Origin of the sequence: Salinibacterium sp. ZJ450, assembly GCF_011751885.2 — a bacterium.
Taxonomy (GTDB): Bacteria; Actinomycetota; Actinomycetes; order Actinomycetales; family Microbacteriaceae; genus Ruicaihuangia.
This window is the reverse complement of sequence record NZ_CP061771.1, coordinates 1475385-1501367: the sequence shown is the minus strand read 5'-3', so window position 1 is coordinate 1501367 and position 25983 is coordinate 1475385. Positions and strand designations below refer to the sequence as shown.

Here is a 25983-nt window from a genome sequence, read left to right as displayed (position 1 = left end):
GCGAGTTGGGGGTGAAATCCGTCAGCGTCGGGCGCTGGAGGCGCGTTCCTTGACGGATGACGCGTAGACATCGACATACGGTTGGCCGCTGAGCTTGCGCAGCTCGTGCATGATCTCATCGGTCACCGAGCGCAGGATGAACCGGTCGCCCTCGAGGCCCTCGTAGCGGGAGAAGTCCAGCGGCTCGCCGAACACCACACCGATGCGGCGCACCTTGGGCATCTTGGTGCCGATCGGCATCACCTTGTCTGTGTCGATCATCGCCACAGGGATCACCTTCACGTGACCCTCGAGGATCATCCGGGCAACACCGGTGCGGCCGCGATACATGCTGCCATCCGGGCTTCGCGTGCCCTCGGGGTAGATGCCCAGCTGCTCACCCTTGGCCAGCACGCTGAGTCCGGTGTTGAGCGCCGCCTCGGAGGCCTTGCCACCGGATCGGTCGATGGAGAGCTGACCGGTGGCGGTGAAGAACAGTCGGGTCGCCCAGCCCTTCAGCCCGCGCCCGGTGAAGTAATCGCTCTTGGCAAGGAACGAGATGCGACGGTCGAGCACCAGCGGCAGGAACACCGAGTCAATGAACGACAGGTGGTTGCTCGCGAAGATCACCGGACCAGACTTGGGGATGCGCTCGGCGCCGGTGATCCAGGGCCGGAAAACGGTCAGAAGAAGAGGTCCGACCACGAGGTTCTTCATGAACCAATAAAACATGGGTTACCTTCCGACCGATCTCGAACACTCTAACGCGGCCGCCAGCCGTGCGGGACGGTTACAGGGCCGACGCGTGCACTCGGGCAAGATCGGCGGCGCCGACCACGCCGGCGGCGTTCACCAGGTCGGCGATCGCGAACTCGGGTTCCGGGTGGTAGCCGCGCGCCGGCAGATGCTCCAGGTATGACTCCCGGATCGGGTCGAGCAACAGCGACCCGGCCTGGGCCACTCCCCCGCCAATCACGAACAGTTGCGGGTCGAGCACGGCCCCGAGCGACGCGCAGGCCTGCCCGATCCAGTGGCCCAATTCGGTGAGCGCCTGCAGCGCTCCCCGGTCGCCCTGGAGGATGAGGGTCGCGACATCCGGCCCGGTCAATGATCCGCGGGATTCCCGCAGCCGCTCCAGTTCCCGGCCGATTCCGCCGGCGTCGGCGATCGCGTTGGCCATCCGCAGCAGGGCGCGGCCGGAGCCGTACTGTTCGATGCAGCCGCGCGCCCCGCAGCCGCAGGGCAGCCCGCCGGGGACGACGCGGAGATGACCGAGTTCGGCGCCGGCGCCGAAACCACCGCGGAACAGCCGGTCTTGGCTGACGATCGCCCCACCGACCCCGGTTCCGATGGTGAGCATCGTCATGTCGCGCACGTGCCTGCCGGCGCCGAACCGGAATTCGGCCCACCCTGCGGCGTTCGCATCGTTGTCGACGGTGATGTCCAGGTTCACCCGCTCCTGCAGCCGTGCCCGGAACGGTTCGTTACGCCAGCTGATGTTCGGCGCGTAGTAGATGGTGGACTGCGTGCGGTCGATGAAGCCTGCGGCGGCGACGCCCAGCGCCTGCACCTCATGCCCGTCGCGCAGCGCCTGCACCATGGTGACCACGGCGTCGAGGATCGCGTCGGGGTCGTTCGCCGGGGTCGGCGCCCGATGCTCGACGATGATCTCGCCTGACTCGGAGACCACGGCCCCCGCGATTTTCGTTCCGCCGATGTCGATTCCCAGAGCATGCACGAGAACAGAGTCTACTGACGCTCGGGTTTCACGCCTCAGAATCACTACATCCAACAGATGAGACAAGTTAGAGTAGACCAACCCAGCCCCGGTGCCGAAGGAGTCCCCGTGAGTGAATATTTTGTCCCCGCTGTCGTCCCCGCCGATCCCAACGCGAATGCGACCGATCTGCTGATCGACCGGGTCGCCGCGACACCGCACGCGCCGCTGTTCTCTGTGCCGACCGGTGACGGTGGTTGGTCGGATGTCACGGCCGCCGAGTTCCTCGCCCAGGTCACGGCCCTCGCCAAGGGGTTCGTTGCCGCAGGCATCGAGCCGGGCCAGAAGATCGGCTTCATCTGCAAGACCCGGTACGAGTGGACGCTGGTGGACTTCGCGGCCTGGTTTGCCGGCGCGCTGCTGGTGCCGATCTACGAGACGTCCTCGCCCACCCAGATCCGGTACAACCTCACCGACTCCGGCGCCACCGCTCTCATCGTGGAGACCGCGGACCATTTCGCCCGGTTCGACGAGATCGCCAGCGAACTCCCGCAGGTGAGCCTGGTCTGGCAGGTGGATCTGGGAGACCTGGACAAGCTCGCCGGCAGCGGCGGCGCCGTCAGCGACGCCGAGATCGAACGCCGGCGCAGCCTGGCGAAGGGCGCAGACATGGCCACCCTGATCTACACGTCGGGATCGACCGGGCAGCCCAAGGGCTGCATCATCACGCACTCCAACCTTGTCGAGTTGACGCGCAACGCGCAGGTCGCGATGAAGGAGGTCCTGGCCCCCGGGTCATCGACGCTGCTGTTCATCACCACCGCGCACATCTTCGCCCGGTTTATCTCAATCCTGGCGGTGCAGTCCGGCGTGCGGGTCGGCCACCAGGCCGACACCAAGCAGCTGCTGCCCTCGCTTGCCACCTTCAAGCCCACGTTCCTGCTGGCCGTGCCGCGCGTCTTCGAGAAGGTGTACAACGGCGCTGAGCAGAAGGCTGAAGCCGGCGGCAAGGGCAAGATCTTCCGCAAGGCCGCCCACGTGGCGATCGAGCACTCGAGAATCCTGGAAGAGGGCGGCACCATCCCGCTCGGCCTGAAACTGCAGTTCGCGCTGTTCGACAGGCTGGTCTACAGCAAGCTGCGCGCCGCAATGGGCGGCAACATCAAGTACGCCGTCTCCGGCTCCGCGCCACTCGGACCCCGTCTCGGACACTTCTTCCACAGCCTCGGCATCAAGATCCTCGAGGGCTACGGGCTCACCGAGACCACCGCACCGGCGACGGTGAACCTCGTGAACAAGTTCAAGATCGGCACCACCGGGCCGGCGCTGCCCGGCGTCGGCATCAGGATCGCCGACGATGGCGAGATCTGGGTCAAGGGCATCAACGTGTTCGGCGGGTACTGGAACAACCCCCAGGCCACCGCCGAGGTGTTTGACGGCGACTGGTTCAAGACCGGCGACATCGGCCAGCTCGACGACGACGGCTACCTGATCATCACCGGCCGGAAGAAGGAAATCATCGTCACCGCTGCCGGGAAGAACGTGTCACCGGCCGCGCTCGAAGACCCGATTCGCTCGCATCCGCTCGTCGGTCAGGTGGTGGTGATTGGAGACCAGCGCCCGTTCATTTCTGCGTTGATCACGCTCGACCCCGAGATGCTGCCGGTCTGGCTGAACAACAATGGAGAAGCTCCCGACCAGTCCCTGGCGGAGGCCGCGGTCAACCCGAAGGTCATCGACGAGATCCAGAAGGCCGTCGACGAGGCGAACGACCGGGTGTCGCGCGCCGAGTCGATCCGCAAGTTCACGGTGCTCGCCACCGACCTCACCGAGGCAAGCGGGCATCTGACGCCGAAGATGAGCATCAAGCGAGACGTGATCCTGCAGGATTTCGCGACCGTGATCGACGGAATGTACGTGTCACAGCCGGCGACGGAGGGTCACTCGCTGTCGCACTAGCCTCGCGTGGGCGTCGTGAGGTCTGCCATTTCGTCCTAAACCGGGCGCGTGAGGTCTGCCGTTCGGCCCTAAACCACGCGCGCAAAGGACCGAATGGCAGACCTCACCTGGAAATCGAGTCGCCGGCTGGGATTCGCCGCGGAACTGACCCGCGCGCGCGGCCCGGAATCTCCCCGACCTTCCTTCAGTAGGATCTCGCCTCGCGCTAGGTGTGCTGAGGTCTGGCATTTCGTCCTAAACCTGGCGCGCGAAGGACCGAATGGCAGACCTCACCCGAAGTCGGGTCGCCGGCTGGGTGCCAGCTTCGCGTTAGGCGTCCTGAGGTCTGCCGTTTTGTCCTAAACCGGGCGCGTGAAGGGCCGAAGAGCAGACTTCATCCGGCGGGCGACACGCGCGGGCGTGCAGCGACGGGTGTCAGGCAGGTGGCCTGACGGATGCCGCGGGCGCCGGGGCGCTCTAGTACCAGGGCGCCTGGCGGATGGCGCGCATCGCCTCGCGCTTCTCCTCTGGCTCGAGTCCCTCGATGAACAGGTGGCCGTCGAGGTGGTCGAGCTCGTGCTGCAGCGCCTGCGCCATCAGCCCGCTGCCGCCGAGTTCGATCGGCTTGCCGTCGAGGTCGATTCCGGTGACCCTGGCGTACGGGTAGCGGCGGCGGGGGAAGTAGAAGCCGGGAACCGACAGGCAGCCCTCGTCGACCAGGTCGGGTTCGCCGGAGAGTTCGGCGATAACCGGGTTCAGGATGTAGCCGACCTCGCCGTCCACGTTGTAGCTGAACGCCCGCAGGTTGACGCCAATCTGGCACGCGGCGACACCGGCGCGTCCCGGCAGCTTGACCGAGTCGATCAGGTCATCGACGAGGGCCTTCGCCTTGGGGTCGCCAGGGGTGACGGGGTCGGAAACGGAGCGGAGGACGGGATCTCCGAAAACGCGAATGTCGCGCGCGGTCATAGCGTGGTTCCTACTTCTTGGTCGAATGCGGGTTCGGCGTCGGGCAGTGCGTCAGGTAGTGCGTCGGGCGGGCAGCCCGTCGACAACGAGGGCGGCCAGCTCGCGAGCGGCATCCTTGGTGATCTGCTTCAGTTCCTTATAGTTCACGACCGAGCCCGCGGCCAGCTGCGGGTCGTACGGGATGCGCACGATCTCGCGCACCCGCGACCGGAAGTGCGACTCGATTTCGTCGAGCTTCACCAGGTTCGTGCCCTGCGTCGCGGTGTTCAGCGCAACCACGGCGTTGCGCACCAGCTCGCCGTACCCGTTCGCTTCCAGCCAGGTGAGGGTCTCCGACGCCAGCCGTGCCTCGTCGACGCTGCCGCCGGACACGATCACCACCGAGTCGGCTCGTTGCAGGGTCGCCCGCATCACCGAGTGCACGATGCCGGTGCCGCAGTCGGTGAGCACGATCGAGTAGAACCGGCTGCACAGGTCGGCGACCACGTTGTAGTCGTTCTCGTCGAACGCCTCGGAGAGCATCGGGTCGGTGTCCGACGCGAGGATGTCCAGCCGGGTCTCGTCGCGGCTGACCAGGGTGGAGAAGTCGGTGAATCCGCCGATGGATGCCGCCTTGGTGACCACATCGCGCACCGTCGCCCTGGTCTGCTTGGCCACCCGCTCTGACAGGGTTCCGCGGTCGGGGTTGGCGTCGATCGCGACAATCCGGTCTTCCCGCACATCGGCGAGGGCCATCCCCATCAGCGTGGTGATCGTGGTCTTGCCGACGCCGCCTTTGCGGGTGAGCACCGGAACGAACCGGGTGCCGCCCTCGAACGACTTGGAGATGCGGGCGTCAACGGCGCGGCGTGCACGATACGTGGCGGAGTCGCCCAGGTTGACCTGGTGGAAGGTGACGCCGTAGACGAACCGCGGCCACCTGCCCTGCGGTGCCGGCCTGCCGAACTTCTTGCCCTCGAGCAGCCGGTCCGCAGTGAGCATCGCCGAGGATTCCGGGGTGGTGGAGGCGTCGCCGCGCAGGCGCGCCTGCCTGCTGTACTGCGCGCGATCGTCGGCGACGGCGATGGGCGTCAGGTCGATCGCGGTCGTGCTGATCGGCACCGGAGTGACGTAGCCGGGGTTGACCGCCACGTCGTCGATCGCGATCGCGATCTCGTCCGCCGGAACCGCGCGCACCGGCGCGGGCAGGTCGATGTCGATGGTCAACGACTCGGGCAGCACCGCGGTGAGGTCGGGCTGTGCAAGCTCGACGAGCACCGCCTGCGAGGTGGCGGCATCCGCCGATTCCGACTCGAGGGTCGGGCCCTCTGGGTCGGTGTCGTTGCTCTGGTTGATCGCCACGTGGTGCTGTCCCTTTCGGTGGTTGACGTTTGAGCTTATCGCTGGCCTGCCGCCGAACCGAACATCCGTCGTTATGACGCCGGGTCGATGACTACCAGCAGGTCGCCCGCTTCCACCTGCTGGGTCGTCCCAATCGCGAGACGACGGACGGTTCCGGCGATGGGCGCGGTGATCGCCGCTTCCATCTTCATTGCCTCGATCGACGCCACGCTCTGCCCGGCGGAGACGGTCGTGCCGGGTTCCACCTGCAGGGTCACCACCCCGGAGAACGGGGCGGCGACCTGGCCCGGCTGGGCCGGGTCGGCCTTCTCGGCGCTGGTGATGTTCACGGCGATGCTGGTGTCGCGCACGAAGACCGGGCGGAGCTGGCCGTTGAGGGTGGCCATGACGGTGCGCATGCCCTTCTCGTCGGCTTCGCTGATCGCTTCAAGGCCGACGTAGAGGCTCACGCCCTTCTCGATGTCGACCACGTGCTCAGTTCCCGGTTTGAGGCCGTACAGGTAGTCGACGGTGTCGAGCACCGACAGGTCACCGTAGGCGGTGCGGGCCTGTTCGAACTGCTTGGTCGGGCCGGGGAACAGCAGTCGGTTCAGCGCGCGGCGCCGGGCGGAGGCGTCGCCGTCGAGCGCCTCGCGGTCGGCGGCGCTGATGTCGGTGACCCCGATTTTCACGGTGCGACCCTCGAGCACCTTGGTGCGGAACGGCTCGGGCCAGCCGCCGGGCAGGTCGCCGAGCTCGCCCGCCATGAACCCGATCACCGAGTCCGGGATGTCGTACTTCTGCGGGTTCTGCTCGAAGTCGTCCGGGTCGGCGCCGGTGGCGGCCAGCTGCAGCGCGAGGTCGCCGACGACCTTGCTCGACGGGGTCACCTTGGTGGGGCGGCCGAGGATCCGGTTCGCCGCCGCGTACCAGTCCTCCACCTTCTCGAACTGGTCGCCGAGGCCGAGCGCGATGGCCTGCTGGCGCAGGTTCGACAGCTGACCGCCGGGGATTTCGTGCTTGTACACCCGACCGGTGGGGCCGGGCAGGCCGGACTCGAAGGGCTTGTATACGCGCCGTACCGCTTCCCAATACGGTTCCAGGTCGCTGACCGCCTCCAGTGACAGGCCGGTGTCCCGGTCGGTGTGTGCCAGGGCGGCAACCAGGGCGGATGCCGAGGGCTGGCTGGTGGTGCCGGCCATCGGGGCGCTCGCTACGTCCACGGCATCCGCACCGGCTACGCTCGCCGCGATCAGGGTGGCCAACTGGCCGCCGGCGGTGTCATGGGTGTGCACGTGCACCGGAAGGTCGAACCGTTCCCGCAGTGCGGACACCAGCTTGCTCGCCGCTCCGGCTCGCAGCAGTCCGGCCATGTCCTTGATCGCCAGGATGTGCGCCCCTGACTCGACGATCTGTTCGGCCAGCCGCAGGTAGTAGTCGAGCGTGTACAGGTCTTCGGCAGGGTCGAGCATGTCGCCGCTGTAGCAGAACGCCACCTCGGCAACCGTGTTCCCGGTGTTCAGGACCGCGTCGATCGCGGGGCGCATCTGCGACACGTCGTTCAGCGCGTCGAAGATGCGGAAGATGTCGACGCCGGTGGCTGCCGCTTCCCGCACGAATGCGTCGGTCACCTCGGTCGGGTACGGCGTGTAACCGACGGTGTTGCGGCCGCGCAGCAGCATCTGCAGGTTGATGTTCGGCAGGTTCTCGCGGAACAGGGCGAGCCGCTCCCACGGGTCCTCGCCGAGGAACCGCAGCGCGACGTCGTAGGTGGCGCCGCCCCAGGCCTCCACCGAGAGCAGGCCGGGGGTCAGCCGGGCGACGTGCGGCAACACTGCGGCAAGATCCTTGGTGCGCACCCGGGTGGCCAGCAGAGACTGGTGGGCGTCGCGGAACGTGGTGTCGGTGACCGCCAGCGCCGTCTGGCGGCGCAGGTCGGCGGCGAACTCGACGGGCCCGAGCTCCTGCAGTCGCTGCCGGGAACCCTTCGGCGCCGGGCTGGACAGGTCGATCGCCGGCAGCTTGACCGCGGGGTCGAGCAGGCCGTTGCCTGCCCCGTTGGGCTGGTTCACGGTCACCTCGGCCAGCCAGTTCAGGATGCGCGAGCCGCGGTCCTTCGACACGTTCTCGTGCACCAGGTTGGGTCGTTCGTCGATGAACGAGGTGCTGAGGTCACCGGCGATGAACTCGGGGTCATCCAGCACGGCCTGCAGGAAGGGGATGTTGGTGGAGACGCCGCGGATGCGGAACTCGGCGAGTCCACGACGGGCTCGGGTGACGGCGGCGGCGAAGTCGCGCCCGCGGCAGGTCATCTTGGCGAGCATCGAGTCGAAGTGCGGGCTGATTTGGGCGCCGGCCGCCACCGTGCCGCCGTCCAGTCGGATGCCGGCGCCGCCAGGTGACCGGTAGGTGGAGATCTTGCCAGTGTCCGGCCGGAAGTTCTGAGTGGGGTCTTCGGTGGTGATGCGGCACTGCAGCGCGGCGCCGCGCAGCGACAGCTGGTGCTGCTGGAGGCCGAGCTCCTTCAGGGTCTGGCCTGCCGCAATGCGCATCTGCGACTGCACCAGGTCGACATCCGTCACCTCTTCTGTGACGGTGTGCTCCACCTGGATGCGCGGGTTCATCTCGATGAACACGTGCTTGCCCTTGTTGGGGCCCACCGTGTCCAGCAGGAACTCGACGGTGCCGGCGTTCACGTAGTTGATCGACTTGGCGAAGGCGACCGCGTCGCGGTACAGCGCCTGCCGGGTGTCCTCGTCGAGATTCGGGGCCGGGGCGATCTCGATGACCTTCTGGTTGCGTCGCTGCACCGAGCAGTCACGTTCGAACAGGTGCACCGTCTCGCCGGTCGAATCCGCGAGGATCTGCACCTCGATGTGCCGCGGGCGGAGCACCGCCTGCTCCAGGAACATGGTGGGGTCGCCGAACGCGCTGTCCGCCTCGCGCATGGCCTCCTGCAGCGCGGGACGCAGCTCTTCGCGGGTGTTCACTCGGCGCATGCCGCGGCCGCCGCCGCCGGCAACTGCCTTGGCGAAGACGGGGAATCCGATCTCCTCCGCTGCGGCGACGAGCACGTCGATGTCGGTGGTGGCCGGCGAAGACTTCAGCACGGGCACACCGGCGGCGATCGCGTATTCCTTCGCGGTGACCTTGTTACCGGCCATCTCCAGCACGGAGGTGTGCGGGCCGATGAAGGTGATGCCGTTGTCGGCGGCGGCCTGGGCGAGGTCAGGGTTCTCGGACAGGAAGCCGTATCCGGGGTAGATCGCGTCGGCGCCGCTCTGCTTCGCGACGCGGATGATCTCGTCGACATTCAGGTAGGCGCGCACCGGGTGACCGATCTCGCCGATCTGGTAGGCCTCATCCGCCTTCAGCCGGTGCAGCGAGTTGCGGTCCTCATACGGGAACACGGCGACGGTTTTGGCGCCCAGTTCGTACGCGGCGCGGAAAGCCCTGATCGCGATTTCTCCACGATTGGCAACGAGAATCTTGGTGAACATCCAGTCCCTTCCTGACTGGGAACGAGCCTACCCGGCAGCCGACACTGACGCGTTTGGGGGACAGATGGATAGCTGAGGCAATATTTAGGAAATTTTAGACTGGGGAAGGTAAGGTCTCTATTCGTGCATGTTCTGAGCGTCAGCTCCCTCAAGGGGGGCGTGGGAAAGACCACCGTCACGCTTGGGCTCGCCTCAGCGGCGTTTGCTAAAGGCCTGCGCACTCTCGTGGTGGACCTCGACCCGCAATCGGACGTGTCAACCGGAATGGACATCGTTGTCGCCGGTCACCTGAACGTGGCGGATGTGCTGGCGGCGCCCAAGGAGAAGACCGTGCGGGCCGCTATTGCGCCGTCCGGGTGGACCAAGGGTCGTCCGGGCAAGATCGACGTTCTGATCGGCAGCCCGTCGGCGTTGAACTTCGACGGGCCGCACCCGAGCATCCGCGATATCTGGAAGCTCGAGGAAGCCCTCGCCCACGTCGAGGCAGACTACGACCTGGTGCTCATCGACTGTGCGCCGTCGCTCAACGCGCTCACCCGCACCGCCTGGGCCGCCAGCGACCGGGTGACTGTGGTCACCGAACCCGGCCTGTTCTCGGTCGCCGCAGCCGACCGTGCGCTGCGCGCGATCGAGGAGATCCGCCGCGGCCTCTCCCCCAGACTTCAGCCGCTCGGCATCGTCGTGAACCGGGTGCGCCAGCAGTCGCTCGAGCACCAGTTCCGCATCAAGGAACTGCGGGACATGTTCGGTCCGCTGGTGCTCAGCCCGCAGTTGCCGGAGCGCACGTCGCTGCAGCAGGCGCAGGGCGCGGCGAAGCCGCTGCACATCTGGCCCGGCGAGAGTGCCCAGGAGATGGCCCGCAACTTCGACCAGCTGCTGGAGCGCGTCATGCGCACCGGCAAGATCGGCGAGTTCGCGCAAACCGCGTAAGGCCGTGGCTCGAGCTGGCGGCCGCGCGTCAGCCGTGCTGGGCGCGATCCACGATTGACCGGGCTACCTCCGAGAGCAGTGCCCCGCTGTTCCGCGCCCTGGCGCGGATCCGCCGGAATGCCTCGTCCATGCCCACGTGCTCAGTATGGGCGATCACGCCCTTTGCCTGCTCAATCACGATCCTGCTGTCCAGCGCATGCTGCAGCTGTTCCCGCACGATGTCCCCCGCGCGGATCGCACGCTCGTGCACGATGCTCACGCTGGCGACGTCGGCGAGAGCCTGCATCAGGGTCGCGTCCTGGTCGCTGAGGAACCCGGTGTCGGCCCGGAAGACGATCAGCGAGCCCAGCAGGTGCTCGCGCAGCCGTAACGGCACCGCGTGTACCGACCGATACCCGAGCGAGACCGCGCCGGCGGCGAAACCCGCCCACCGCGCGTCGACGCGCGTCAGGTCCCCGACGGCGACGGGTTCACCCGAGGCGTGTGCCTCAAGGCCGGGTCCCTCTGCTGTTTGCAGTAGGTCGATCAGCTGGGCATCCTCACGGGTGGATGCGATGATCCCGTGTTCGCCGTTGCCGTCGGTCACCAGGATGCCGGCGTCGGCCGCGCCGAGCAGGTCGACCGTGCGCTCCACCAAAGACTGCAGCAGGTCAACGATGTCGTAGCCGAGGACGAGGGCGTCGGCGAGTCCGACGAAGGCCTCGACCATCCGACTCTCTCTGGTTTTGCCCGCCCTGGTTTCGCCCGCCATTTCGATATCTTACGACGCACTCCGGCCGACTCACCCAACCAAGTTCATCCTCACCGGGCGAGGATCAGGGCGCCGCCGATGATCAGCGCCGCCACGTCTCGCACCGGGATGCCGCTGGCGAACGAATGCGCCCGGATCAGGAGCAGGGCGTCCTCGGCGCTGAGCCGGAGTTGCGCGATCACCATCCCGGTGGCCTGGTGCACCTCGCGGCGTGAGTACGCGACATCCGTCAGCTCCTGCGGATCGCGCGCCAAGGCGCGTCGCATCACGTGTGTGGCGGCGACTGAGGCCAGGCCGGTCGCGACGGTCAGTTTCTCTGGAGCCATGGCGCCCGGTTCGTCGCTGTACACGGTCACCGCGCCGATGCCGAGGGCACCGACCCGCAGCGGGAACGCGTGCACCGCCCGCACATGCGCCCGGTTGACGCTGCGCGCCAGCATCGGCCAGGACGAGCCGGACTCGGTGCGAATGTCGGCCACGATCACCGGCAGACGAGCGGATGCCGCATCCCAGCCGGGCCCCTCGCCGAGGTCGATCTGCGCTTCGTCGAGAAGCGCCGCCGCGGCATCCGATGCGCACACCATCTCGATACCGAACGGATCCCCCAGGGTCGAGATCGCCGCCCCGGTCGCCGCGAGCGCGACGATGAACGGCAGGCACAGTTCGGCGCCGTCCCCGGTGTCCGCTGCGGCGAAGGCCGCGTCATCCGTCATGGGGTCCAAAGCTCTGCCTCTGCGCCGTGAGCGGGCACTCGAACGGGTCCTTCTCCCCCAGGCCGACCCGGTTGATGTACCGCAGCACGATCCCGTAGGACTCGAACAACCCGGTCTGCGTGTACGGGATGTCCCGCTGTCGGCAGTATGCCGAGATGATCACCGCGGCCCGGCGCAGGTGCGGCCTCGGCATCGACGGGAAGAGGTGATGCTCGACCTGGTAGTTGAGGCCGCCCATCGCGGAGTCGAGCAGCCGACTGCCTCGGATGTTGCGGCTCATCAGCACCTGCCGACGCAGGAAATCCAACCGGACATCGTGCGGCACCAGCGGCATGCCCTTGTGGTTCGGGGCGAACGAGGCGCCCATGTAGAACCCGAACAGGCCCAGTTGGACGGCGAGGAAGGCGGCCGCGATGCCCGGGGAGAGCACCAGGAACACCAGAGTGGCCCAGCCGCCCAGCCGGATGCCGAGGAACAGGATCTCGACGGCGCGACGGTCAACGTGCTCGCGTTGGAACACACGGCGAACGCTGGCCGCGTGCAGCGAGAGCCCCTCCAGGAGCAGCACGGGAAAGAAGAACACCCCTTGATGGGCGACCAGCCACGCCGTGACCTTGTTGCGTCGGCGCGCCACCTGCTCGGGGGTAAAGGAGATCACCGGCAGGTCGATGTCGGGGTCTTCGCCTTTCTTGTTGGGGTTGGCGTGGTGGCGGGTGTGCTTGTGCTGCCACCAGCCGTAGCTCATACCCGTGAACAGGTCGCCAACGACGAGACTGACCCAGTCGTTCCATTTGCCCGACTTGAAAATTTGCCGATGCGCCGCATCGTGGCCGACGAAGGCGATCTGGGTGAACAGCACCGCGAACCCGGCGGCCAGCGCGAGCTGCCACCACGAGTCGCCGATCAGGATGAACGCGGCAATGAACACGCCAAGCAGAACCGGGATGGCGGCCAGCTTGGTCCAGTAGTAGCCGTAGCGGCGGCGCAACAGGCCGGATGCCCGGATGTCGCGGGCGAGCTCGGTGTACTCGCTGTTGCCAGGGGTGCCGTTGCCGGGCGTGCCGCCACCGGATGCCGCGGGGGCTTTCGGGTGGGTCGCGACGAGGCGCGGTGCCGCCTGATCGGCGTGGCTCATGGCATTCTCCAGACTTCGCTCGGGGCGACCGAGGTCTGGGGTTGCCTAGTGGTTCACGCTACGCCCGTGAGCGACGCCTGTGCCGAACTCACAGCCCACGTGGAGGAGCGGGCGGCGGCAGCGCGAGCGGCGGCAGCGGGTCAGGAGGCCCGGGAGGCCCGTCTGGTGGCCAGTTCATCGGCCGGGTCGTCACCCTTGATCGAGTCGATCTCGACCAGGCTGGTCTCGACCTCGCGCAGCACCTTGCCGACGGCGATGCCGAAGACACCCTGTCCGCGGCTGACCAGGTCAATGACCTCGTCGTTGGAGGTGCAGAGGTAGACGCTGGCGCCGTCGCTCATCAGCGTGGTCTGGGCGAGGTCGTTGATGCCGGCTTCGCGCAGCTGGTTGACGGCGGTGCGGATCTGCTGCAGGGAGATGCCGGTGTCGAGCAGGCGCTTGACGAGCTTCAGAACGAGGATGTCGCGGAAGCCGTACAAACGCTGCGAGCCGGAACCGGCCGCTCCGCGCACGGTGGGTTCGACGAGTCCGGTGCGGGCCCAGTAGTCGAGCTGGCGGTAGCTGATGCCGGCGGCGCGAGCCGCGACGGCGCCGCGATACCCGCTGGTGTCGTCCATATCGGGCAAACCGTCGGTAAAGAGCAGTCCGAGGTCGTAGCGATTGTCCTCGCTACGGCTGAGTTCACTCATTGGACTTCCTAACCTTCATGTTGAAGTTGACACTCCGACGGGGTGCTTCCCACCGTACTCACGGTGTCGGGATGGAGCAACGACATCCGACCTTTCTGGTCGGCGTGTCGAATTCGGTTTGTCTAACTCTGCAGTTTCGTGAGTGCCGACCTGATCAGACTGCTGCGAACAATCTCAAGCTGGCCGGCGATTTCGCGGGCGAGTTCCGCCGCTTTGGCGCGGCTCGACGCGTCTTTGCGTCGGGCAACGGGGATCAGGGCACTTTCGATGAGCCCGAGCTCGCGCTCGGCGGCCGCGCGGAATCCGCGCAGGTGGCGGGGCTCGATGCCGGTGCGCTGCAGCTCCACCAGGGAGCGCAGCACGGCGAGGGCGTCTTCCCCGTACAGGTCTGAGGGCACGATCAGCGATGCGGTGACCGCGTCGCCGAGCAGCATGGCGTTGGCGCCGGCCTCGCGTACCAGTTCGTCGCGGGTGTAGCGGCGCTCGGCGGAGAGCATCGACGGCCGGGCGACCGTTGTTCCGGCCGGCAGGTTGGGCGTGCGTCCCGCGTCGAGGTCATCGAGGTGAGTGCGGATGACCTTCAGCGGCAGGTAGTGGTCGCGCTGCATCGACAGGATCAGCCTCAGCCGTTCCACGTCGTCGACCGAGAACTTGCGGTACCCCGACTCGGTGCGAGCCGGTGAGATCAGCTGACGCTCCTCAAGAAACCGAAGCTTGGAGGGCGTGAGGTCAGGGAACTCGGGGTTGAGCCGCGCCAGCACCTGTCCGATGCTGAGCAGGGCTGGCGGGGATGCGGTGCGCGCAGCAGCAGTCGCGGCGCGAGGCACTAGCGTCGGGCCAGGTTGGCGAGGTCAACGCGGGAGGCGTAGAACGTCAGGCGGAACTTGCCCACCTGAACCTCTGCGCCATCCGTCAGCGTGGCGGTCTCGATCCGTTCGCCGTCGTAGTAGGTTCCGTTGAGCGATCCCAGGTCACGCACCTCGAAACCGGTGCCGTGACGCAGGAACTCCGCGTGCCGACGTGACACGGTCACGTCGTCGAGGAAGATGTCCGCGTCAGGGTGACGACCGGCGGTGGTGACGTCGGAATCGAGCAGGAAGCGTGCGCCTGTGTTCGGGCCACGACGAACGACCAGCAGTGCGGAGCCGGAAGGAAGCGCGTTGATCGCTTCCTGCTCGTCGAGTGACACTCCCGCTTCGAGCCCAGCCAGCTGGGCTCCGAAATCGTGGCCAAACGTGCGCGTGGTCTCGTTTTCGGGCGGGATGTTCTCGTCGGGCTGGCCCGAGTGCGTGGCATCGACCATCGTGAACCTCCTTGATGTTCCAGAGTATCGGATGAGGGTGGCAGGTGACCTGCCGATTCCGATTCAGCGGGCCGATCGTGAATGCTTGTCGCCAGTAATTGCGCGGGCAATTCCCCCCAAGCCGCGAACGCCAAGCCTAGACGAAATGAGTGCTCCACAACAACGTCTGAGCCGAAGGTTCACGGTGTGTGATCAGCCGCGCCCGAACTGCTGTGCTGCCGGGCAGTCAAACGGGTCGCGAGCGGCGAGCCCCACGCGGTTCAAGTAGTCGATGACAATCGCGTACGAGCGCAGCAGGGTGGTCTCGGTGTACGGGATCTGCTGGCTTGCGCAATGCTCACGCACGATCTCCTGGGCGCGACGCAGGTGCGGCCTGGCCATGCTCGGGAACAGGTGGTGTTCGACCTGGTAGTTCAGGCCGCCCATCAGAGTGCTCATCCAGAAGCCGCCCTTGATGTTGCGCGAGGTGAGCACCTGACGGCGCAGGAAGTCGACCTTGGTGCCGGCCGCGATGATCGGCATGCCCTTGTGGTTCGGCGCGAACGACGCACCCATGTAGATGCCGAAGACGGCCATCTGCACCCCGACGAACGCGAACGCCATGCCGAGCGGCAGCACCAGGAAGACGGCGGTCAGGTACCCGCCGAGACGAATTGCGATCATCGTGAGCTCCCGCTTGCGCCCATCGACCTTGCCGCGGCGAAGCAGCGACCGAATCGAGGTGTAGTGCAGGTTCAGCCCCTCCAGGGTCAGGAGCGGGAAGAACATGTAGCCCTGCACGCGAGTCAGCGCCCGCATGAAGCCCTTCTGCTTCGCCGCATCCTCTTCGAGGAAGGAGATCGTGTCGAACGCGATGTCGCCGTCTTTGCCGATGGTGTTCGGGTTCGCGTGGTGCCTGGTGTGCTTGGTCATCCACCACTGGTAGCTGGTGCCCACGATGGCGGACGCAATGAAGCGGCCCGCGCGGTCGTTGGCCGGCCCGCTCTCAAAGACCTGACGGTGGGCCGCTTCGTGCGCGAGGAATGCGAACTGCGTGAAGACGAGGCCCAGGGCGCCGGCGATGAGCAACTGGAACCAGGAATCGCCGAGCAGGATGAAGCCGGTGACGCAGCCGAGCAAGGCAAGGGTGAGAACCGCGAACATGCTGATGTAGAAGATGCGGCTGCGCCGCAAGAGTCCGCCTTCACGCACGGTGCTGAGCAGAGACGAGAAGGTGCTCACCATGTTCTGCTGGCCTTCGATGCGCGGTGTTGTCGTCCGGATTGGGCCGAGGGTTGTGGAGGTCAAAAACTGACCCTTCGGTTGGGTTCGACTTCCCAGCCGCGATCGTGAGCGAGTGCTCCGTAGATGAGTCCAGAGTATCGACACATGCTGACGTTTAGCCATGAATCCACGCCCGCGACTCCCCGTAGCTGGCAACTTGCGGCGAGACGAGAGAAATCTTTCCGTAATACCCCCCACTCGAGCCCCCGATGAGCTAGCCTTGCTGAACCGCAGTCTCTCGCGCACGTCGTGTGCGCTGGGACACCCTCCCCGGAGGGCCGGTGATGTTGAACAGTGTTTTATGAGAAGCAGGGCTTTTCTGAAGAGCGCACAAAGCACACCGCGACGATCGAATTCGACAGTCGAGTTCGATTACCACTTCAGAACGAAAGAATAAACAACATGGCCACTGGCATCGTGAAATGGTTCAACGCCGAAAAGGGTTTCGGATTCATCGCTCCTGAGGACGGCAGCCCCGACGTGTTCGCGCACTTCTCGGCTATCTCCTCCGGCGGTTACCGCACCCTCGAAGAGAACCAGCGCGTCGAGTTCGAGGTCGCCCGCGGCCCCAAGGGCCTGCAGGCCGAGAACATCCGCGTTATCTAGTCTCTCCTAGACGACTTTCGCCTTTCGAGGCGTGATCACCGTGAAGCCCCGGCGTTTATCGCCGGGGCTTCACGCGTATGCGGCGACGCTCCACAGGTGCTGCACGGCGTAGGCGCGTAACGGCCGCCACGCCTCGGCCATCGCCTGGCCCTGGGCGGCGCTGCCCACGCCGAGCGCCCGCTTCAGTACGAGATCGTCGGCCGGGAACGCGTCGCGGTCGCCGAGCGCACGGAAGGCCAGGTAGTCCACCGTCCACGGGCCGATGCCGGGCAACTCGAGCAGTCGGCGGCGGATCTCGGCGTGATCGCCGGACGGATCGATCGCGAGGCCGTCGGCGCAGGCCGCTGCCACTGCGTGGATGGTGCGCGCCCGACTGGCCGGCAGCCCGATCACCCGCTGCAGTTCCGCCACCGGCGCCGCCGCGACGGTCGCGGCCACCGGGAACGAGTGATAGCCGGCGACGGCCTCGACGCCGTACCGCCGCACCAGGCGCGCCCCGAACGTGCGCGCGGCGGCGAGCGAGACCTGCTGGCCCAGCACAGTCAGCAGCGCCGTTTCGAAGCCGTCGATGGATCCGAGAATGCGAAGCCCCGGACGCGCCAGCACGAGCGGGCCGATCACCGGGTCTGCTCCCAGCGCCGCGGACACCGACGACGGGTCGGTATCCAGGTCGAACCAGCGGCGGACGCGCGGCAGAAGCTCCGGCGCCGGCGGTCGGTCGAGCTCGAGCAGCAGGTGATCGTCGCGGAAGCGCACCGTGACGAGGGTCGGACCGGCGGATGTTGCGATCACCCGGGTGTGGGACAGCGTCTGCCGGTCGGTAACCTCGAGCCCGGGAACCGCGTGCGCGGCCAGTGTGGCGAGCAGCGGCATCCGTTCGTAACTGCCGGTGATCTCGAGTCGGATGCTGGTCATCCCTGCGTCCCGCCGTTTCCATGCCGAGTTTAATCGACATTCGCTCGACTAGCAGTTCTGGCTAGTCGCCAATAACCGACACGCCGTAGTTCGACCAAATACCCCCCAGACTGGGGGCACAGCGAACGCACAGCCGCCTGTAGAGTCCACAGCGTACCCCGAAAGGGTGCCAGTATCGCGGAGACAGGTCCCACCCAGGACACACCCGACTGTTGCCGCGATGCTGGCACCGTCTCGGCCCCCAAGTCATCACCCGCTACCCGATCAGCCGGGCAACCCACCCGGCAGCCGCTTACCCCCGGCGCAGCCATGCGCGTCAACCTGTAAACCCGAAATGCAGGTGCTTTACCGTGACAGCCCTCTCTACCCGCACGCCCCGAACACCCGCTCGCTCCACACACAGGCTTGGCCGATGACCGGCGTTGATCAGCCCGCTCACGCGGGCGGTGTGGGTTTTGGCCCCGTCGGACGCTCCACCGCCTCCGCTCGCCGCGCCGGCACTGCCAGCGCTCACCGGGCCAGCACTGCCAGCGCTCACAGTGTCAGCCCGGATGGCCCCAGCCTGGGCTCGGGCGTCTGGGCCCGCCGGTACCGCTCGAAACTGCTGGCAACCGACGTCGCCGTGATCCTGACCACGACGCTCGCCTTCACCGTGCTGATGGGGCCCGCGATCCCCGACACCGCGGCGGGCGCCTCACGCTGGTGGCTGATCACCGGCCTGATCGCGCTCGTCTGGTTCGGCGCGATGGGCGCCCTGCGCAGCAGGGAGTGGCGGGTCGTGGGCGTCGGCCCCACCGAGTACCACCGCGTCGTCGCCGCAACCGGCTTGGCGTTCGGTGTTGTCGCGGTGCTCACCCTGGTGGCCGACCTGAGTGTGCCGCGCGGCTTCTTCTTCACCGCCGCGCCCGTGGGCGTTCTCGGATTGCTCGCGAGCCGCTGGGCATGGCGCAACTGGCTGACGAAACAGCGCCGCTACGGGCACTACCTGTCTCAGGCCATCGTTCTCGGTCGCCGCTCGGACGTGGAGTACGTGGTGCAACAGATCGAACGCAAGTCTGGGGCCGCCTACCACGTGATCGGAGTTGCCCTCAGCAACGGATCCGACGGGCCGGTGCGGGTGGAAGGGCGTGAGGTGCCGGTGGTGGCGGATCTTGGTGATGTGGCGGACGCCACCGCCGCCCTGCAGGCCGACTTCGTGATCGTCGCCGGTGACCCTCGCGGTGGCCACGACTTCGTCCGCAACCTAGCCTGGGAGCTGGAACGCACGAACGCCGAACTGGTTCTGGCGTCTCGGCTGACGGATGTCGCGGGCCCGCGCATCCACTTCCGCCCGGTCGAGGGTTTGCCGTTGATGCACGTGGAGCTGCCGAACTACGAGGGCGCCCGGCACGTGCTGAAGCGCGGCTTCGACAGCGTGATGGCCGCCGGCGCCCTATTCATGCTGCTGCCACTTCTCGCGCTGATCGCGGTTCTGGTGGTGCGTGACAGCCCCGGCCCCGCCCTGTTCCGGCAGGAGCGCGTCGGACGTGACGGGCGCACCTTCCAGATGCTGAAGTTCCGCTCGATGGTGCAAACGGCGGAGGCCGACCTGGCGCTGCTGCTGGAGCAGAACGAGGGCGCCGGGCTGCTGTTCAAGATGGAGCACGACCCCCGCGTCACCCGACTCGGCAGGGTGCTGCGCCGGTACTCGCTCGACGAGTTGCCGCAGTTGTGGAACGTGCTGGTCGGTGACATGAGCCTGGTCGGTCCGCGCCCGCCGCTCCCGCGGGAGGTCGAGGCATACGAACGGCACGTGCACCGGCGGTTGTTCATCAAGCCTGGACTCACCGGCATGTGGCAGGTGAACGGTCGATCCAACCTGAGCTGGGAGGAGAGCGTGCGCCTCGACCTGTACTACGTGGAGAACTGGTCGCTGATGGGCGACCTGGTGATCCTCTGGCGTACGGCTAGAGTGCTCATGCATCCGGTCGGCGCGTACTGACATCGCGCCTGCTAGATCGTGAAGTCCTGCACCGACGCGTCGACCTCAACCTTGTTGGCTTCAACCGCGGCGCCGCGGTTGAAGCGCGCCGCCTCCCCCTCGCCGTAGTCCGCCGTGACGAGAATCGGCATGTGGTCTGAGATCCCGCGCGGCAGGGTGACGATGTTGTCGATCACCAGACCAGTGGATGTCGCGAGGTCGAAGTGACCGCGGAAATACTTGTACCGGGTGTACGTGGTGCTGTCGCTCAGGGTGAGGTCATACCCGAACACCTTCATGCGGGCGCCGAGCCGTTCGGTGAACCAGGGATAGTTGTAGTCCCCCACCATCAGGGTCGGCACGCCCGGTGCGAGCGCGTGCAACTGCCGCAGCGCGGCGCGGATTTGGTTGCGGCGCAGCGAGTTCAGTGCCGTCAGCGGCGCGGCGTGGAACGACGCGACGATCAGTTCGCGGTCCGCTTCGGTGTCGAGAAGCCTGGTGCCGAGCAGCCGCTCGTGCGCCGGGGTGAGCACCCGGTCGTGCAGCGATTTCTTCAGCTCGAACGCCTGCGTCTTGACGGCGGTGAACCGGTCGCGGCGGTAATACAGCGCCAGCCCGAGCCGGTTGCGCTTGGTGGAGTCGGCCAGGTGCAGAGGGCCCACCTCAGCGGGAAGCTCGAGCGTGTCGCACTCCTGCAGGCAGAGCATGTCGGGGTCGTGCCGCTGGACGAGTGCGACGAGTTCGCCGACCGCTCGGTGCTTACGCAAGTTGTAACTGATCACCCTCATAAAAAGTCAGCCTACGTTTTCTCGCTGCGAGTTCTGCACACGTCCGATGTCAGTTCGTTGATCGGCCGCGGTCGAACGGTTCGACCGCACAGTTCCGGCGGGGCGCGCTGGCGCTTAGGATGCCGATATCCGCATGCCCGTCGGGAGGTTGCCGTGCCACTGGATCCGATCTTCTCCGACCGACTCAATACGCACCGCAGATACCTGTTGGGTCAGGCCATCGACAGGGTGAAGTCGCTCCTGCGCTGGCCCAATCCCGAGGCGTTCCGACGGCTGCCCCGCCGGCGGAATGGACGCGCGGCCGCGCGAAGCACCCCCGCCGTGGCACAGGTTTCCGGCGTCGAGGTGATTCGCTCCGCGTCGGGCGGGCTCAAGACGGTGGAGCCCACGCCACCTGCCGCCCCGGCCACCAGCCAGCGGCAGGCGAGGGCCCGCAAGCGGAAGGCGGCGCTCGCCTGGGACAGGAAAGAGCTCGCCACGGTGGGCATCCCCGGCCCCGAGCTGCGCACCCAGGAGCACCAGGTTGCCGTGTCCGGATACCCCGCCGTGCGCGTGCGGATCTACTACCCAGACTCGGCGACCGCTGGCATCGTGCCGGTGTGCCTCGCCTTCTTCGGCGGAGCCTTCCGGATGGGCGGCATCGATTTTCCGACCACGGATGCCGCGTTCCGTCGGCGTGCCGCGGAGTCGGGAGTGGCGATCGCGGCCGTGGACTACGCGCTGGCGCCGGAGCATCGCTATCCGACGCAGGTTTACCAGGGCCATGCCGCCCTGACCTGGTTGTTCGAGTCGGCCGAGGCCCTCGGCATCGATCCCGGCCGCGTCGCCATCGCCGGAGTCTCGGCCGGTGGCAACATTGCCGCGGCGGTGACCCTGATGAACCGGGAACGGTCCAGGCTCCCGATCCGGTTGCAACTGCTCGAGGTGCCGGTGGTCGACCTCACCGGTCGGCACATCGACCTCAGGCCGACCCGCGCCATGCGTATCCCCTCGGTGCTGGCGATGCGCGAAATGCGGTCGGTGGCGCGCACCTACCTGGCCAGGCGCGAGCAGGCGCTGGAACCGTGGGCCTCACCGCTGCTCGCCGAATCACACGCCGACCTGCCGCCGGCCTACATCCTCACCGCAGAGTACGACCCGCTGCGCGGCGACGGGGCAGCGTACACTGCCGCGCTGCGGCGGGCCGACATCGACGCGAGCGCCGTGCAGTACCTGGGCGTGACGCATGACACCGCGATCTTCACCGCCGTGCTGCCAGCCGCGCGGCGCTGGCACCGCGACGTGGTCGAGATCCTGCGCTCGCTGCACGACTGACCGCGGCGCCGGTCGGTCAGTCGTTGATCATCAGGCGTTGATCATCACCTTGAGCGCCTTGGTCTCGGCCGCGCGGCCGAAGACGTCGTACGCCTCGAGGATGTCCTGCAACGCGAACGTGTGACTGATGAACGGGTCGGCGGCGATCTTGTTCTGTGCCACCAGCTTCAGCAGTGTGCCCAGCGTGTTGGTGTTCACCAGGCCCATGCTGATCGTGATGTTCGAGATCCAGAGGTTCTGCAGCGGCAACTCCACCGGCTTGCCGTGCACGCCCACGTTGGCGACGTGGCCGCCCGGGCGGGTGATGTCGAGGCACATCGTGAAGGTCTGCGGGATGCCGACTGCTTCGATCGCGACATCCACCCCCAGCCCATCGGTCAGGGCCAGCACCTGGTCTTTCCAATCGGCTGCGCTGGAGACCACGGCATCCGTGGCGCCGAACGCTTTCGCCTGCTCGGTACGGTTGGCGTCGATGTCGATCGCGATGATGCGGGATGCCCCGTACAGCCCGGCAGTGGCGATCGCGGCGAGCCCCACCGGTCCGGTGCCGATCACCGCAACCACGTCGCCGGCTTTCACCTGCCCATAGACCACGCCGATCTCATGGCCGGTGGGCAGGATGTCGGAGAGCAGCGCGCCATGCTGGGTGCTGACTCCGGCCGGCAGCGGGTAGACCGAGGTCTCGGCGTACGGCACGCGTACGTACTCGGCCTGGGTGCCGTCGATCAGGTGCCCGAAGATCCAGCCGATGCCGGATGCCCCTTCCTCGCCCAGACAGTGCGAGGCCATGCCCTGCTTGCAGTAGTCGCAGTGCCCGCAGGACGAGATGCAGGCCAGGATGACCTGATCGCCGACTTTCAGGCTTGTCACCGCGGAGCCCACCTCGGTGATGGTGCCGACGCCCTCATGGCCAAGGATCCTGCCGGGAGTGACCGCGGGAACGTCGCCCTTCAGGATGTGCAGGTCGGTTCCGCAGATGGTGGTGGTGTCGATTTTCACGATCACGTCGGTCGGCTGCTGGATGACCGGGTCGGGCACGTCTTCCCACGCCTTCTCGCCCGGTCCCTTGTACACGAGTGCCTTCACGGTGTCTCCTCTGCTCGGCTGAATCCCTGCTGCCGAGGGTAGGTTCGGCGTTCCCGCTTGGGAAGGGGCAGACGACGGGGTGCGGATGCCGGGGTGCGGATGCCGGGGTGCGAGTGGCACCCTGATCAGTATGTGGATCGGCTGGATCGAATTCGACGTGCTGCTCGGCGACGTGCGCTCGCTGAAGGAGAAGCGCGCGATCATTCGGCCGCTGGTCACCGAGCTGCGGCAGCGGTTCCAGGTTTCTGCCGCCGAGGTTGACCACCTCGACCTGCACCGTCGCGGTGGGGTCGGTGTGGCCGCGGCGTCGGCGGATGCCGCGCATCTGGTGGAGCTGCTCGACTCGATCGAACGATTCGTGGCCGGCCGGCCAGAGCTGGAGCTGCTCTCGGCCCACCGGCGGATGCTGACCTCGGAGGACTAACCGTGACGCTTGGCGGTCACGCCTGGCGGCGACACCTTGCGGTCATCCCAGTCGGTCAAGTGCCTTCCTGGCTTGCTCCTCGCGCCGTTTCGCGTCGCCCGCCCGGCGTTCAGCGGCCGCCCGGTCGCGCTCGGCGGAGCCCTGGCGGCGATCCAGGTCGGCGATTGCATCACGGATGTCGCTGAGCTCCTGCTCGAGCGGCTCCCGCCGCGAGCCGAGCTCGCCGAGCAGCCGGACCGCCTCGTCGAGCTGCTGCTGTGCCTCGGCGGCACGTTCGGTCGCGGCATCCGCCCGCTGCTGCGCCTCCACCCGCTTTCGCCGGTCGGCCGCCCGGTTGGGGGCGCGGTGGGCGGCGCGGTCGCGGTCGGTCTTCCGGCCGGCGCGGACCGGCGCGTCGTCGTCCTGCGGTTGGCGCAGGCCAGACAGGTCGACCGCTCCGGGAATCGCCACCGCCCCGGCGAGATCGGTCGGCTGCAGCGGCGAGGACAGTGCGGTGATCAGCAGGCCGGTGCGCACGGCGGCGGCCGCGGTGGCGTCCACCGTCGCCGTCTGCAAGGTCTGGGTCACGTCGTCGAGCACGGCGGCGCTTGCCCGGCTGCCGAGTTGTTCGGCGAGTTCGCTCGCCTGCCGACTCACCGACCTCAGCTGGGCCTGACGCTGTGTGGTCAGTTCGCGCATCGTCGGTGCGTCGAGTTGCTCCTGCGCCCTGTGCAGCGACTCCCCCAGCCGAAGGATCGCCGCCACGTCATCCGCGCGGTGGCGAACCAGCATGTTGACCAGCCACGCCGCCGTCGACGGTTTGCGCAGACGCTGGATCTCGGCGGCAAGCGTCTTGTCGCCGTGCGCGCGGGCCTCGGCCACCTGCTGCCCCCGGGCGGCGGTGAACTGGTCGGGGGTGAGCCCGTACAGCTCTGCGGCGATCGCGTCGAGTGGCATGCTCCTCCGACCGTCGAAACCGGCCGTACCGACGCGCGGCCGTACAGGCTCAGCCTAGCTAGGCCGATCGGGGTGCCGTCTCCGGAGATCCTTCGTTCCGGCGTGGTGCCGCTCCGGCGTGGTGAGGTCTGGCATGGTGAGGTCTGGCGTGGTGAGGTCTGGCATTCGGCCCTAAACCTGGCTCGCGAAGGACCAAAGAACAGACTTCACCCGGCGACGACGAGCGCCGCGACCGGACGCTCACCTTCGCCAGCATCCTGCTCACCTTGTGACGGCCCGCGCACGCTGAGGTCTGCGTTTTGGTTCTTAACCTGGCGCGCGAAGGGCCGAATGCCAGACCTCACCGTCTGCCCGGCGGCGGCACCGGCGCACGAGAATGCCTGACGGCGCAATTCAGGGCAGAGTGACGGATGCCGCGGCGAATCCATCGACGGGGATTGGCGAGCGCGACCCTTCACCGCCCCTCGGGGGAAGTTGCCGCCCCTGTTCGACGTTACAGCAGGGTGTGACCATCAGCACCGACCCTGCCACCAGCACCGCCTCCCCCAGCACAGCGTCCCCCAGCACTGACCTCCCGACCAGCAGCATCCCGGTACGCAGCGCGGACGTGGTGGTGATCGGGGCGGGCCAGGCCGGTCTGTCGGCGGCGTACCATCTGCGGCGCCGCGGCTTCAGGCCTGCCGACGGCTTCACGCCTGCCGACCCGGCAATTCCCGCCGACGCTCCCGGCAGTTACATCGTGCTCGACGCCGAGACGGGGCCCGGCGGCGCCTGGCAGCACCGCTGGCAGAGTCTCAGGATGGGCACCGTCAACGGCATCAATGACCTGCCCGGCATCCCGCAGGCGGAGGCCGACCCGAACGAGCCCAGTTCCGAGTTCTTGACCCGGTACTTCGGCAATTACGAGCAGCAGCTGGAACTGGCGATCGAACGGCCGGTGAAGGTATCCGCCGTTCGCCGCGACGACGATCCCGACGGGCTACTGAGGGTGGAGACATCCGGTGGCACCTGGTCGACCCGTGCGGTGATCAATGCCACCGGCACCTGGACCAAGCCGTTCTGGCCGATCTATCCCGGGCAGTTCGCCTTCACCGGCCGGCAGCTGCACGTGGCGGACTACGTATCGGCTAACGAGTTCGTCGGGCAGCATGTGCTCGTGGTGGGCGGCGGGATTTCCGCGGTGCAGTTGCTCGACGAGATCTCCCAGGTCACCACGACCGGGTGGTTCACCCGCCGGGAGCCGGAGTGGCGCGATTCCGAGTTCGACAAGCAGGCTGGACACGACGCGGTCGCGCTGGTCGAGGAGCGGGTACGGCAGGGGCTGCCACCGCAGAGTGTCGTCTCGGTCACCGGCCTGCTCTGGACACCGGCGTTGCGGGCCGCCGCCGCCCGCGGTGTTCTGCAGCGGCATCCGATGTTCACCGCCATCGAGCCAGACGGCGTGCGGATGTCGGATGGCGGGTTCCAGCCTGCCGATGTGATCCTCTGGGCCACCGGCTTCCGGGCGGCGCTCGACCACTTGGCGCCGCTGCACCTGCGGGCGCCCGGCGGCGGCATCGTGATGGACGGCACCCGGGTCGCCGCCGAGCCGCGGGTGCATCTGATCGGGTACGGGCCGTCTTCCTCGACCATCGGCGCCAACCGGGCCGGTCGCGCCGCGGTCACCGAGATTGTTCGGCTGCTCGGCTGACCCCGCGGCGTGCCGGCTGGCGGTCCGGGGCTGACGGTCCGGGGGCTGACGGTCCTG

General features: G+C 67.4%; 23 protein-coding genes. 7 read left to right on the top strand and 16 right to left on the bottom strand.

Going from position 1 to position 25983, the window contains the following annotated elements:
- Nucleotides 1-21 precede the first annotated feature (21 nt).
- Together HCT51_RS07120 and HCT51_RS07115 are read right to left on the bottom strand one after the other, a co-directional pair.
- Nucleotides 22-711 (bottom strand): lysophospholipid acyltransferase family protein, encoded by a 690-nt coding sequence (locus HCT51_RS07120; RefSeq protein WP_166872479.1) that lies wholly within the window; start codon nt 709-711, stop codon nt 22-24.
- 58 nt (nt 712-769) lie between these two features.
- Nucleotides 770-1717, bottom strand: a complete 948-nt coding sequence (locus tag HCT51_RS07115; RefSeq protein ID WP_166872482.1) for an ROK family glucokinase — start codon at nt 1715-1717, stop codon at nt 770-772.
- 108 nt (nt 1718-1825) lie between these two features.
- Between HCT51_RS07115 and HCT51_RS07110 the strand changes: the two genes are divergently transcribed.
- Nucleotides 1826-3655 carry an AMP-dependent synthetase/ligase gene (locus HCT51_RS07110; protein ID WP_166872485.1) on the top strand — a complete coding sequence of 610 codons (1830 nt, stop codon included), beginning with the start codon at nt 1826-1828 and terminating at the stop codon, nt 3653-3655.
- Between the two features lie 456 nt (nt 3656-4111).
- On the opposite strand, the gene def is transcribed toward HCT51_RS07110, so the two are convergent.
- From def to HCT51_RS07095, 3 genes are all read right to left on the bottom strand, one after another.
- Nucleotides 4112-4603, bottom strand: a complete 492-nt coding sequence (def, locus tag HCT51_RS07105) for a peptide deformylase (RefSeq protein ID WP_166872488.1) — start codon at nt 4601-4603, stop codon at nt 4112-4114.
- 51 nt (nt 4604-4654) lie between these two features.
- Nucleotides 4655-5944 carry a MinD/ParA family ATP-binding protein gene (locus tag HCT51_RS07100; protein ID WP_166872491.1) on the bottom strand — a complete coding sequence of 430 codons (1290 nt, stop codon included), beginning with the start codon at nt 5942-5944 and terminating at the stop codon, nt 4655-4657.
- 71 nt (nt 5945-6015) lie between these two features.
- A complete protein-coding gene (locus tag HCT51_RS07095) occupies nt 6016-9423 on the bottom strand; it encodes a pyruvate carboxylase (RefSeq protein ID WP_166872494.1) in 3408 nt (1135 codons plus the stop codon).
- A 123-nt stretch (nt 9424-9546) separates the two neighbouring features.
- Here HCT51_RS07095 and HCT51_RS07090 point away from each other — a divergent pair, with 123 nt between their 5' ends.
- A complete protein-coding gene (locus tag HCT51_RS07090; RefSeq protein WP_166872497.1) occupies nt 9547-10353 on the top strand; it encodes a ParA family protein in 807 nt (268 codons plus the stop codon).
- 28 nt (nt 10354-10381) lie between these two features.
- On the opposite strand, the gene HCT51_RS07085 is transcribed toward HCT51_RS07090, so the two are convergent.
- The 7 genes from HCT51_RS07085 to HCT51_RS07055 all read right to left on the bottom strand — a co-directional run bounded on the left by HCT51_RS07085 (nt 10382) and on the right by HCT51_RS07055 (nt 16231).
- A complete protein-coding gene (locus HCT51_RS07085) occupies nt 10382-11104 on the bottom strand; it encodes a GAF and ANTAR domain-containing protein (protein WP_166872500.1) in 723 nt (240 codons plus the stop codon).
- A 50-nt stretch (nt 11105-11154) separates the two neighbouring features.
- Entirely contained in the window at nt 11155-11817 is a 663-nt protein-coding gene (locus HCT51_RS07080) for a GAF and ANTAR domain-containing protein (RefSeq protein ID WP_166872505.1), read from the bottom strand.
- On the bottom strand, nt 11807-12952 hold the full coding sequence (locus tag HCT51_RS07075; protein WP_166872508.1) for a fatty acid desaturase family protein: 1146 nt from the start codon (nt 12950-12952) through the stop codon (nt 11807-11809). The genes HCT51_RS07080 and HCT51_RS07075 overlap by 11 nt, the downstream gene beginning before the upstream one ends.
- A 140-nt stretch (nt 12953-13092) precedes the next feature.
- Complete coding sequence (locus HCT51_RS07070) at nt 13093-13641, bottom strand: MerR family transcriptional regulator (protein ID WP_166872512.1); 549 nt, start codon at nt 13639-13641, stop codon at nt 13093-13095.
- Nucleotides 13642-13763: 122 nt separating this feature from the next.
- Entirely contained in the window at nt 13764-14468 is a 705-nt protein-coding gene (gene ftsR / locus HCT51_RS07065; protein ID WP_166872516.1) for a transcriptional regulator FtsR, read from the bottom strand.
- Complete coding sequence (locus HCT51_RS07060) at nt 14468-14944, bottom strand: FHA domain-containing protein (RefSeq protein WP_166872519.1); 477 nt, start codon at nt 14942-14944, stop codon at nt 14468-14470. The genes ftsR and HCT51_RS07060 overlap by 1 nt, the downstream gene beginning before the upstream one ends.
- Nucleotides 14945-15136: 192 nt before the next feature.
- Nucleotides 15137-16231 carry a fatty acid desaturase family protein gene (locus HCT51_RS07055; protein WP_370626954.1) on the bottom strand — a complete coding sequence of 365 codons (1095 nt, stop codon included), beginning with the start codon at nt 16229-16231 and terminating at the stop codon, nt 15137-15139.
- 378 nt (nt 16232-16609) lie between these two features.
- Here HCT51_RS07055 and HCT51_RS07050 point away from each other — a divergent pair, with 378 nt between their 5' ends.
- Nucleotides 16610-16813: a cold-shock protein gene (locus tag HCT51_RS07050; protein WP_166872522.1), complete on the top strand. Its 204-nt coding sequence runs from the start codon at nt 16610-16612 to the stop codon at nt 16811-16813.
- Nucleotides 16814-16882: 69 nt separating this feature from the next.
- Here the strand turns inward: HCT51_RS07050 and HCT51_RS07045 are convergent, their stop codons facing one another.
- Nucleotides 16883-17728 (bottom strand): DNA-3-methyladenine glycosylase family protein, encoded by an 846-nt coding sequence (locus HCT51_RS07045; protein WP_166872525.1) that lies wholly within the window; start codon nt 17726-17728, stop codon nt 16883-16885.
- A gap of 412 nt (nt 17729-18140) precedes the next feature.
- Between HCT51_RS07045 and HCT51_RS07040 the strand changes: the two genes are divergently transcribed.
- Nucleotides 18141-19709 carry a sugar transferase gene (locus HCT51_RS07040; protein WP_224760720.1) on the top strand — a complete coding sequence of 523 codons (1569 nt, stop codon included), beginning with the start codon at nt 18141-18143 and terminating at the stop codon, nt 19707-19709.
- 11 nt (nt 19710-19720) lie between these two features.
- Here HCT51_RS07040 and HCT51_RS07035 read toward each other — a convergent pair whose 3' ends face one another.
- Nucleotides 19721-20476 carry an endonuclease/exonuclease/phosphatase family protein gene (locus HCT51_RS07035; RefSeq protein ID WP_166872528.1) on the bottom strand — a complete coding sequence of 252 codons (756 nt, stop codon included), beginning with the start codon at nt 20474-20476 and terminating at the stop codon, nt 19721-19723.
- A 153-nt stretch (nt 20477-20629) separates the two neighbouring features.
- Between HCT51_RS07035 and HCT51_RS07030 the strand changes: the two genes are divergently transcribed.
- Complete coding sequence (locus HCT51_RS07030) at nt 20630-21790, top strand: alpha/beta hydrolase (protein WP_166872531.1); 1161 nt, start codon at nt 20630-20632, stop codon at nt 21788-21790.
- A gap of 30 nt (nt 21791-21820) precedes the next feature.
- Here HCT51_RS07030 and HCT51_RS07025 read toward each other — a convergent pair whose 3' ends face one another.
- Complete coding sequence (locus tag HCT51_RS07025) at nt 21821-22876, bottom strand: zinc-dependent alcohol dehydrogenase family protein (RefSeq protein ID WP_166872534.1); 1056 nt, start codon at nt 22874-22876, stop codon at nt 21821-21823.
- A gap of 130 nt (nt 22877-23006) precedes the next feature.
- On the opposite strand from HCT51_RS07025, the gene HCT51_RS07020 reads away from it, so the two are divergent.
- Nucleotides 23007-23300, top strand: a complete 294-nt coding sequence (locus HCT51_RS07020; protein WP_166872537.1) for a DUF503 domain-containing protein — start codon at nt 23007-23009, stop codon at nt 23298-23300.
- A gap of 42 nt (nt 23301-23342) precedes the next feature.
- Here the strand turns inward: HCT51_RS07020 and HCT51_RS07015 are convergent, their stop codons facing one another.
- Entirely contained in the window at nt 23343-24236 is an 894-nt protein-coding gene (locus HCT51_RS07015; protein ID WP_166872540.1) for a coiled-coil domain-containing protein, read from the bottom strand.
- A gap of 586 nt (nt 24237-24822) precedes the next feature.
- Between HCT51_RS07015 and HCT51_RS07010 the strand changes: the two genes are divergently transcribed.
- Nucleotides 24823-25926, top strand: a complete 1104-nt coding sequence (locus HCT51_RS07010) for an NAD(P)-binding domain-containing protein (protein ID WP_224760761.1) — start codon at nt 24823-24825, stop codon at nt 25924-25926.
- Nucleotides 25927-25983: the final 57 nt, after the last annotated feature.

Coding starts and splice junctions, on each gene's coding strand:
- HCT51_RS07120 (WP_166872479.1), bottom strand. CDS start 711: ATGTTTTATTGGTTCATGAAGAACCTCGTGGTCGGACCTCTTCTTCTG.
- def (WP_166872488.1), bottom strand. CDS start 4,603: ATGACCGCGCGCGACATTCGCGTTTTCGGAGATCCCGTCCTCCGCTCC.
- HCT51_RS07095 (WP_166872494.1), bottom strand. CDS start 9,423: ATGTTCACCAAGATTCTCGTTGCCAATCGTGGAGAAATCGCGATCAGG.
- HCT51_RS07085 (WP_166872500.1), bottom strand. CDS start 11,104: ATGGCGGGCGAAACCAGGGCGGGCAAAACCAGAGAGAGTCGGATGGTC.
- HCT51_RS07080 (WP_166872505.1), bottom strand. CDS start 11,817: ATGACGGATGACGCGGCCTTCGCCGCAGCGGACACCGGGGACGGCGCC.
- HCT51_RS07075 (WP_166872508.1), bottom strand. CDS start 12,952: ATGAGCCACGCCGATCAGGCGGCACCGCGCCTCGTCGCGACCCACCCG.
- HCT51_RS07070 (WP_166872512.1), bottom strand. CDS start 13,641: ATGAGTGAACTCAGCCGTAGCGAGGACAATCGCTACGACCTCGGACTG.
- HCT51_RS07060 (WP_166872519.1), bottom strand. CDS start 14,944: ATGGTCGATGCCACGCACTCGGGCCAGCCCGACGAGAACATCCCGCCC.
- HCT51_RS07050 (WP_166872522.1), top strand. CDS start 16,610: ATGGCCACTGGCATCGTGAAATGGTTCAACGCCGAAAAGGGTTTCGGA.
- HCT51_RS07045 (WP_166872525.1), bottom strand. CDS start 17,728: ATGACCAGCATCCGACTCGAGATCACCGGCAGTTACGAACGGATGCCG.
- HCT51_RS07040 (WP_224760720.1), top strand. CDS start 18,141: ATGACCGGCGTTGATCAGCCCGCTCACGCGGGCGGTGTGGGTTTTGGC.
- HCT51_RS07035 (WP_166872528.1), bottom strand. CDS start 20,476: ATGAGGGTGATCAGTTACAACTTGCGTAAGCACCGAGCGGTCGGCGAA.
- HCT51_RS07020 (WP_166872537.1), top strand. CDS start 23,007: ATGTGGATCGGCTGGATCGAATTCGACGTGCTGCTCGGCGACGTGCGC.
- HCT51_RS07015 (WP_166872540.1), bottom strand. CDS start 24,236: ATGCCACTCGACGCGATCGCCGCAGAGCTGTACGGGCTCACCCCCGAC.